The 8,513-nt window shown below is 73.0% G+C and carries 5 protein-coding genes; 2 read left to right on the top strand and 3 right to left on the bottom strand.

Features of this window, described 5'->3' with window-relative positions:
- Positions 1-358 precede the first annotated feature (358 nt).
- On the bottom strand, positions 359-1,849 hold the full coding sequence (locus G3I53_RS10625; RefSeq protein ID WP_164338789.1) for an MFS transporter: 1,491 nt from the start codon (positions 1,847-1,849) through the stop codon (positions 359-361).
- Between the two features lie 188 nt (positions 1,850-2,037).
- On the bottom strand, positions 2,038-3,384 hold the full coding sequence (locus tag G3I53_RS10620) for a DUF445 domain-containing protein (RefSeq protein ID WP_164338788.1): 1,347 nt from the start codon (positions 3,382-3,384) through the stop codon (positions 2,038-2,040).
- A gap of 194 nt (positions 3,385-3,578) precedes the next feature.
- Between G3I53_RS10620 and G3I53_RS10615 the strand changes: the two genes are divergently transcribed.
- A complete protein-coding gene (locus G3I53_RS10615) occupies positions 3,579-4,943 on the top strand; it encodes an SGNH/GDSL hydrolase family protein (protein ID WP_164338787.1) in 1,365 nt (454 codons plus the stop codon).
- A 78-nt stretch (positions 4,944-5,021) separates the two neighbouring features.
- On the opposite strand, the gene G3I53_RS10610 is transcribed toward G3I53_RS10615, so the two are convergent.
- Positions 5,022-5,843 (bottom strand): DUF1707 domain-containing protein, encoded by an 822-nt coding sequence (locus tag G3I53_RS10610; RefSeq protein ID WP_164338786.1) that lies wholly within the window; start codon positions 5,841-5,843, stop codon positions 5,022-5,024.
- A 222-nt stretch (positions 5,844-6,065) separates the two neighbouring features.
- Here G3I53_RS10610 and G3I53_RS10605 point away from each other — a divergent pair, with 222 nt between their 5' ends.
- The gene (locus tag G3I53_RS10605; protein WP_164438268.1) at positions 6,066-8,444 is read left to right on the top strand and encodes a transglycosylase domain-containing protein; all 2,379 of its coding nucleotides are present in this window, start codon (positions 6,066-6,068) and stop codon (positions 8,442-8,444) included.
- The last annotated feature ends 69 nt before the right edge of the window (positions 8,445-8,513 follow it).

The raw sequence follows: 8,513 nt of genomic DNA, 5'->3' as shown, positions 1-8,513 counted from the left end.
CAGAACCCGGCGGGTCCCCGTACCGGCAGCCTCCGGGGCCCGACGGCTCCGGGTGCGGTCCCCGCAGCCTCCCGGACCGGGCGGGTCCCAGTGCCCGCAGTCCCCGGGGCCCGGCAGGTCCGGGTGCGGTGCCCGCAACCTCCAGGCCCCGGCGGGTCCGGGCGCCCGCAGCCTCCAGGCCCCGGCGGGTCCCCGTACCGCCCCCTCCAGGCCCCGGCAGGCCCCCGTACCCGCAGCCTCCGCAACCCGACGGGCCCCCGTACCCGCAGCCTCCACAGCCCGGCGGCCCCCCAGGCCGGCAGGCGAGGCAGGTGCCCGGGAGCGGGGACGCCCCGCCCCCGGGCCGGCCGACCGCCCGTCAGGTGGCCGCCGGCTGCACCTCCGGGCCCGGCTCCTTCGCCGCCGCCGTCAGCGGCTGGGCGATGTCCTCCAGCGCGCGGCGTTCCGCGTTCACCGCGAGGAACACGGCCACCAGGCCCGCCAGGCACATCAGTCCGGCGCCGATCTGGAAGGCGAGGACGGTGTCGGCGACCTTGCCGGTGTTGGTGAGTTCCGCGAAGAGCAGCGGGCCGCTGATGCCGCCCGCGGCGGTGCCGATGGCGTAGAAGAAGGCGATGGACATGGCGCGGGTCTCCATCGGGAAGATCTCGGAGACCGTGAGGTAGGCGCTGGAGGCGCCCGCCGAGGCGAAGAACAGCACCGCGCACCAGCAAGCCGTCATGGTGGTCGCGTCCAGCGCACCCCGGTCGAACAGCCAGGCCGTGCCGAACAGCAGCAGTCCGGAGAGCAGATACGTCCCGGAGATCATCACCCGGCGGCCGACGGTGTCGAACAACTTGCCCAGCAGCAGCGGGCCGAGGAAGTTGCCGAGCGCGATGACGGCGAAGTAGTAGCCGGTGTGGCCGCTCGGCACGTCGAAGAACTGGGTGAGGATCGCGCCGAAGCCGAAGGTGATGGCGTTGTAGAGGAACGCCTGGCCGATGAAGAGGGAGAAACCCAGGGCGGCGCGCCGGCGGTACCGGGCGAGAACGGTGCGGGCGATCTCGGCGAAGGAGACGCTGCGGCGCTGATGGATGGTCAGCTCGCCCTCGGGACGCGGCAGTGCCTCTCCCCGTTCGTCCTCCACGCGCCGCTCGATGGCGGAGACGATGCGTTCGGCCTCGTCGTCACGGCCGTGGATCAGCAGCCAGCGCGGGCTTTCCGGGACGTGCCGGCGGACCAGGAGGATCACCAGGGCCAGGACGGCGCCCAGCCCGAAGGTGAGCCGCCAGCCGAGGTCGGCCGGGAAGACCGACGTGTCGAGCGCGACGATCGACAGCAGGGCCCCGCCGACCGCGCCCAGCCAGTAGCTGCCGTTGATGAGCAGGCCCACGCGCCCCCGGTAGTGGGCGGGGATCAGTTCGTCGATGGCGGAGTTGATGGCCGCGTACTCGCCACCGATGCCGAAGCCGGTCAGGAAGCGGAAGAGGAAGAACCACCAGGTGTCGAAGGCGAACGCGGTCAGGGCGGTGGCGCCCAGGTAGACCGCGAGGGTGATCATGAAGAGTTTCTTGCGGCCCCACAGGTCGGTGAGGCGGCCCCAGAACAGGGCGCCGGTACAGGCTCCGGCCACGTACAGGGCGGCGGAGATGCCGGTGACCTCGCCGGAGGTGATGGGCAGGCCGCTGCCGGGCTCGGACAGGCGGGCGGCGATGTTGCCGACGATGGTGACCTCGAAGCCGTCGAGGATCCACACCGTGCCGAGGCCGATGACGACCGACCAGTGCCAGCGGGACCAGGGCAGGCGGTCCAGGCGGGCGGGAATGCTCGTGGTGATGGTGCGTCCGGTCCCGGACCGCGCGGTGGTCATGGGCCCCCTCCTCGGCTCCTCGACGACTCATCCACACGTCCGCACCCCGCCGGGTCCTCGGTGCGGGGCGAGCCGTCGTGGGGTCCTCGGGGCGCGAACCTCCGTCGGGTGCCCTGGAGTCGGCCCTTCTACGCCCACCACGGCACGCCGGGCGCCCCAGCGGCCCCGCCACCGCCCCCGGGCCGCGCCTACGCCCCCAGGGCCCGCGAGACGGTGTGGATGACGAGACCCGCCAGGGAACCGACCACCGTGCCGTTGATCCGGATGAACTGCAGGTCCCGGCCGATGTTCGCCTCGATCTTCTTCGTGGTGTGCTCGGCGTCCCAGCCCGCCACCGTGTCCGTGATCAGGGAGGTGATCTCCTTGCGGTAGGTGGTGACGACGTACACGGCGGCGCTCTCCAGCCAGCCGTCGACCTTGCCCTGCAGCTTGGGGTCGGCGGACATGCGGGCGCCCAGGGACAGCAGGGAGGCCCGCACCCGCAGCCGCAGCTCGCTGCGCTCGTCCTCCGCCGCGGCGACGATCATGGCGCGCACCGCCGTCCACGCGGAGGCGATGACGTCCTGGACCTCGCTGCGGCCGAGGATCTCGCCCTTGAGGCGCTCGACGCGGGCGCGGGTCTCGGTGTCGGACTGGAGGTCGGAGGCGAAGTCGGTGAGGAAGCGGTCCAGCGCGCCGCGCGCGGGATGGTCCGGCATGTCGCGCATCTCGGTGACGAAACGCAGCAGTTCCTTGTAGACGCGCTCGCCGACCTTGCGGTCCACGAACCGCGGGGTCCAGCCGGGCGCACCGACGTGGACCGCCTCCATCACGGTGTCGCCGTGCAGCTCCAGCCAGTCGTGGGCGCGGGTGACGACCAGGTCGACGGCCCGCCGGTGGCCGCCGTCGGCGACGATCCGGTCCAGCATCTTGCCCATGCCGGGGGCGATCTCCTGGGCGTCGGCCCGGCGGGTGATGGCCTCGCCCACCACGGCCTGGACGTCGGAGTCGCGCAGCACCGCGAGCGCGCCGCGCAGGGCCGCCGCGAGTTCGGCGGTGACCCGGTCGGCGTGCTCGGGGACGGCGAGCCAGGCGCCCAGCCGGCTGCCGATGCCGACGGCCCGCAGCCGGCCCCGCACCACGTCCTCGGAGAGGAAGTTCTCCCCGACGAACTCCCCCAGGGAGACGCCGAGCTGATCCTTCTTCCGGGGAATGATCGCCGTGTGCGGGATGGGCAGGCCGAGCGGGTGACGGAACAGGGCGGTGACGGCGAACCAGTCGGCGAGCGCGCCGACCATGCCCGCCTCCGCCGCGGCGGACACGTACCCCGCCCAGGCGCCGGCGCCCCGGTGGGAGGCCCACTCGGCGAGGACGTAGACCACGGCCACGAAGACCAGCAGACCGGTGGCGGTGAGCTTCATCCGGCGCACCCCGCGCCGCTTCTCCTCGTCCGCGGGGCTGAACGAGGTCATCGCGCGGTTCGTGACGGCGCCGGAGCGGGCATGCTGCCCCTCGGCGCCACTTTGTCCGACTTCTGGGCTTTCGGTCCGTTCCATCCACTCCACCCGTTCGGTGATCCCTCACACATTGTCCCTTCCTGACCGACTCCCGGAACGGAACAGGAGTTCCCGGCGTCTGTCCCGAGGGGCGACTGCGCGGGGTGGCGCAGGCCGCCTCCCGCCCGTGACGCATCATGGGTTCGTCGGACCGGAGCCTCGGGGCTCCCACCTCCCGAGGAGAACAGAACAGCATGACCCGGGGTCGTGACGGAGGCGCGGGGGCGCCTCCAGCGAAACAGCGCGCCCTGCTCGCCGCCGTCCTCGCCGCGATAGTGGCCCTCTCCGCCGCGCTCTACGCGGGAGTCGCCGCGGACGACGGCACGCAGCACCGCGACACCCTCGCCGGAGGCCACGCGCCGCGCAACCCGGCCGCGCCCGCCTCCACCGGCACCTGGGTCGCCTCCTGGGCCACCGCCCCGGTCGGCGGCGAACCCGGCACCGAGACCACCGGGCTGGCGGGCCGCTCGGTGCGCAACGTCGTCCACACCAGCGCCGGCGGTACGAGTGCCCGCGTCACGCTGTCCAATCTCTACGGCCAGTCCCCGCTGACCATCACGCACGCCTCCGTCGCCGTCGCGGCGGGCCCCGGCAGTGCCGCGGCGGTCACCGGCACCCTGCGGCCGCTCACCTTCACCGGCAGCCGCACCGTCGTCGTCCCGGCCGGCGGCCAGGTGACGAGCGACGCCGTCCGCATCACCGTCCCGCCCGACGGCGACGTGCTCATCACCACCTACTCCCCCACCGCCTCCGGGCCCGTCACCCACCACCCGCGCGCCCGCCAGATCTCCTGGGTCGCCGAGGGACAGCACACCGGGGACACCACCGGCGCCCCGTACACCACGCAGAGCCGCTACTGGCGGTACGTGACCGCGCTGGACGTCCTCAGCAACGACTCGGACGGCACCCTCGTCGCGTTCGGCGACTCCCTCACCGACGGGGTCACCTCCACCGTCGGCGCCAACAACCGCTGGCCGGACGTGCTCTCCGACCGGCTGCGCGCCGCCCTCGACGAGGGGCGGAAGGTGCCCCGGCTCAGCGTCGTCAACGAGGGCATCAGCGGCAACCGCGTCCTCACCGACGGCCTCGGCCGCCCGCCCGAGAACCCCAGCGGCCTCAACCGCTTCGGCCGCGACGTCCTCGACCGCACCAACGTCCGCGCCGTCGTCGTCGACCTCGGCGTCAACGACATCCTGCGCCACCCCGGCGCCGGCGACCCCGACCGGATCCTCGGCGGCCTGCGCGCCCTCGTCGACCGGGCCCACGCCCGCGGCCTGAAGGTCGTCGGCGCCACCCTCATGCCGTTCGGCGGCCACCGCGGCCACACCGACGCGCGCGAGGCGGTACGGCAGCGGATCAACGCCGAGATCCGCTCCGGCCGGGTCTTCGACGCCGTCGTCGACTTCGACAAGGCGCTGCGCGACCCCTACGACCCGCGCCGCCTGCGTCCCGTCTACGACTCCGGCGACCACCTGCACCCCAGCGACCGCGGCTACACGCGGATGGCGCAGGCCCTGGACCTCCGCGTGCTGCGCGGCAGCGCACCGGCCGCGCTGTAGCGGGCGGGCACCCGGCCCGGAGACGCCGACAGGGCTCCGCGCGCGCCCGCGCGAGTCCGGCCGGTGCACCGGCGCAGGTCAGTGACCGTAGCCGCCGTGACCGCCGTGGCCGCCCCGTCCGTCGCGGCGCTCGGGGCGCTCCTCGGCGGGCGTGCCGTGCAGGCCGCCCAGGCCGCCGTCCCAGGACGTGGCGCCGGAGGAGGCGCCCAGCTCACGGCGGTTCGCCTTGCGTTCCAGCTTCTGGCGGCGGCGCTCCTCGCGCAGCCGCTGCTTCTCCGCGCGGGGCAGCTTGCGCTGCACGCCGACCCCGCCCCAGAAGGCGAAGCCCGTGACGACCACCCGCGGCGCGCCCGGCTCGGCCGGGACGCCCTCCTCACGGTGGTCGAAGCCGCCCATGATGCCGATGCCCCGGACCACGACCTCGACGCCCGGCGGGACGGTGATGTCCACCCCGCCCATGATCGCGACCGCGTTGATCACGATCTCGCGGTCCGCGAAGTTCGCCTCCCGCAGGTCGATGTCGCCGCCGCCCCAGAACGCGAAGCAGTTGAACCGCCGCGGCGCCGTCCAGCGGCCCTTGCGCTGGAAACCCGACATCACCGCGACCGCCCAGGAGGACCGGCCGTCGTCGTCGCCGCCGACGATCCGCGCCGCCCAGTCGTCGGACGGCACCGGCTCCTTCGTCAGCGACACCGCCGGGGCGCTCACCCCGGCGGACGGCAGGTCGCGGGTGATCGGCGCCAGTTCCCCGTACGTGCGCGCCCGGTAGGTGGCGTCCAGCCGCTCCCCGAACTCCTCCATGTCCAGGCGCCCTTCCGCGAGGGCGTCGCGCAGGATGTCGGCGACCCGTTCACGGTCGGTGTCGGATGCGCGGAGGTCCGGTGCGGCGTCGTCGGTCATACCCGTCAGCCTACGAGTTGTCTCCGGCCGTCGGCTACGACGGAACGAACGCCTCCCGGCGCGCCTCCCCGCCCCGCTGCGGGCCATGCGTGTGAGAAGGCGCATCCGATGCGGACGCGCGGCGTCGGCGGGGAACTGATCGCCGGATGCGACAGTCTTCAATAGAAGGAGCGCACCAGGCGTACAGCGACGAACGAGGCGAAACAGGAGTCCGTGCACGACATGAGCGACGAGCCGCAGCCACAGCAGGGCCCGGGCTGGGCCCCGAGAGAGCCACAGGCGGCCGACGCCCCGCAGGGCACGGCGGGGGGCAAGCGCCGGCGCACCGGCTGGCGCCGTCTGATCCCCACCTGGCGGATGGTGCTCAGCACCTTCATCATCGGCACCCTGCTGCTGGTCGGGGCCTTCTTCCTCGGCTACCACCTGGTGAAGATCCCGCCCGCCAACGCCCTGGCGACCAAGCAGGCCAACGTCTACCTGTACGCCGACGGCTCCGTCATCGCCCGGGACGGCGAGGTCAACCGGGAGAACGTCACCCTCGACCGCGTCTCCAAGGCCGCCCGGCACGCGGTCCTCGCCGCCGAGGACCGGGACTTCTACACCCAGTCCGCCATCGACCCCAAAGCGATGGTCCGCGCCGCCTGGAACACGGCCACCGGCAAGGGCAAGCAGTCCGGCTCCACCATCACCCAGCAGTACGTGAAGAACTACTACCTGCGCCAGGAGCAGACCGTCACCCGCAAGGTGAAGGAGTTCTTCATCGCCGTCAAGCTGGACCGGGAGCAGAGCAAGGACCAGATCCTCGAGGGCTACCTCAACACCAGCTACTTCGGCCGCAACGCCTACGGCATCCAGGCCGCCGCCCAGGCCTACTACGGCATGGACGCCAAGGACCTCGACGCCGGCCGCGCCGCCTACCTCGCCGCGCTCGTCAACGCGCCCAGCCAGTACGACGTGATCGCCCACCCGGAGAACCGCAAGGCCGCCGAGTCCCGCTGGAACTACGTCCTGGACGGCATGGTCGAGAAGGGCTGGCTCAGCGAGTCGGAGCGGGCCGGCATGGAGTTCCCCGTGCCGAAGGAGACCACCGTCTCCACCGGCATGTCCGGCCAGCGCGGCTACATCGTCCGCACCGTCAAGGACCACCTCGTCAAGAACCGGATCGTCGGCGAGGACGAACTCGACCGGGGCGGCTACCGCATCACCACCACGCTGCAGAAGGACAAGCAGGACGCCTTCGTCGACGCCGTCAACGACAAGCTGATGGACCGCCTCGACAAGAAGAACCGCAAGGTCGACACCTACGTGCGGGCCGGCGGCGCCTCCGTCGACCCGAAGACCGGCAAGGTCGTCGCGATGTACAACGGCATCGACTACGTCAAGCAGTACACCCCGAACGCGACCCGCCGGGACTACCAGGTCGGCTCCATCTTCAAGCCGATCGTCTTCACCTCCGCCGTCGAGAACAAGTCCAACACCCAGGACGGCCGCCTCATCACGCCCAACACGGTGTACGACGGCACCAACAAGCGCCCCGTGCAGGGCTGGTCGGGCCACTACGCCCCGGAGAACGAGGACCACGTCTCCTACGGCGACATCACCGTCCGCGAGGCCACCGACAAGTCCGTCAACTCCGTGTACGCGCAGCTGGCCGTGGACGTCGGCTCCGACAAGGTCATGCAGACCGCCGTCGACCTCGGCCTGCCCCCGAAGACGCCGTCGCTGACCCCCAGCCCGTCCATCGCGCTCGGTGTGGCCACCGCCAGCGTGCTGGACATGGCCGAGGTCTACGCGACGCTCGCCAACCACGGCAAGCACGGCACGTACACCATGATCGAGAAGGTGACGAAGGACGGCCGGGAGACGGTGGAGCTGCCGAAGCGGCAGACCCGCCAGGCCGTCAGCCGCCAGGCCGCCGACACCACCACCGCAGTGCTGCGCGGCGTCGTGCAGAACGGCACCGCCACCGCCGCCCTCGACGCCGGACGGCCCGCCGCGGGCAAGACCGGCACCGCCGAGGAGGACAAGGCCGCCTGGTTCGCCGGCTACACCCCGGACCTCGCGACCGTCGTCGCCGTCATGGGCCAGGACCCCGAGACCGGCGCGCAGAAGAAGCTGTACGGCGCGATGGGCCTGCCCCGCGTCAACGGCGGCGGCGTCCCGGCCGAGATCTGGGCCCAGTACACGCGTGAGGCGCTGGAGGGCAAGCCGGTCAAGGACTTCGACCTCGACCTGATGCCCGGCGCCGACCAGACGCAGCCGCCGCCTAGCGACGGCGACGCCTCCACCGCCCCCGACGAGCCCGGCGGCGAGGAGGAGGAGCGCTCGGCCACGCCCGGCGGGCAGGAGACCGGCAGCCGCCCGCCTGGCGACGAGCAGGGACAGAACCAGGGGCAGGGCGAGGGCCAGACCGAGGGCCAGACGGACGGCGGCACCGGTCCCCCGGACGGTGGCGCCGCCGACGGCGGCACCACCGACGGGAACACCGCCACCGGCGGCACCACCGGGGATCCCACGGGCGGGACCGGCGACGGCGGGGGCGACGGCACCGCCGGCCAGGGCGGCCTCACCGGCGCGCTCACCGGCGGCCGCAGACAGTGACCCGCCCCGGGCCGCCGTGCCCGGGCCCGGACACGCCGGAGAGGGCCGGTGACCACCACGGTCACCGGC

The organism is Streptomyces sp. SID14436 (assembly GCF_010548465.1).
Lineage (GTDB): Bacteria > Actinomycetota > Actinomycetes > Streptomycetales > Streptomycetaceae > Streptomyces.
This window is presented reverse-complemented; position numbering and strand designations above follow the sequence as displayed.

Coding starts and splice junctions, on each gene's coding strand:
- G3I53_RS10620 (WP_164338788.1), bottom strand. CDS start 3,384: ATGGAACGGACCGAAAGCCCAGAAGTCGGACAAAGTGGCGCCGAGGGG.
- G3I53_RS10610 (WP_164338786.1), bottom strand. CDS start 5,843: ATGACCGACGACGCCGCACCGGACCTCCGCGCATCCGACACCGACCGT.
- G3I53_RS10605 (WP_164438268.1), top strand. CDS start 6,066: ATGAGCGACGAGCCGCAGCCACAGCAGGGCCCGGGCTGGGCCCCGAGA.
- G3I53_RS10625 (WP_164338789.1), bottom strand. CDS start 1,849: ATGACCACCGCGCGGTCCGGGACCGGACGCACCATCACCACGAGCATT.
- G3I53_RS10615 (WP_164338787.1), top strand. CDS start 3,579: ATGACCCGGGGTCGTGACGGAGGCGCGGGGGCGCCTCCAGCGAAACAG.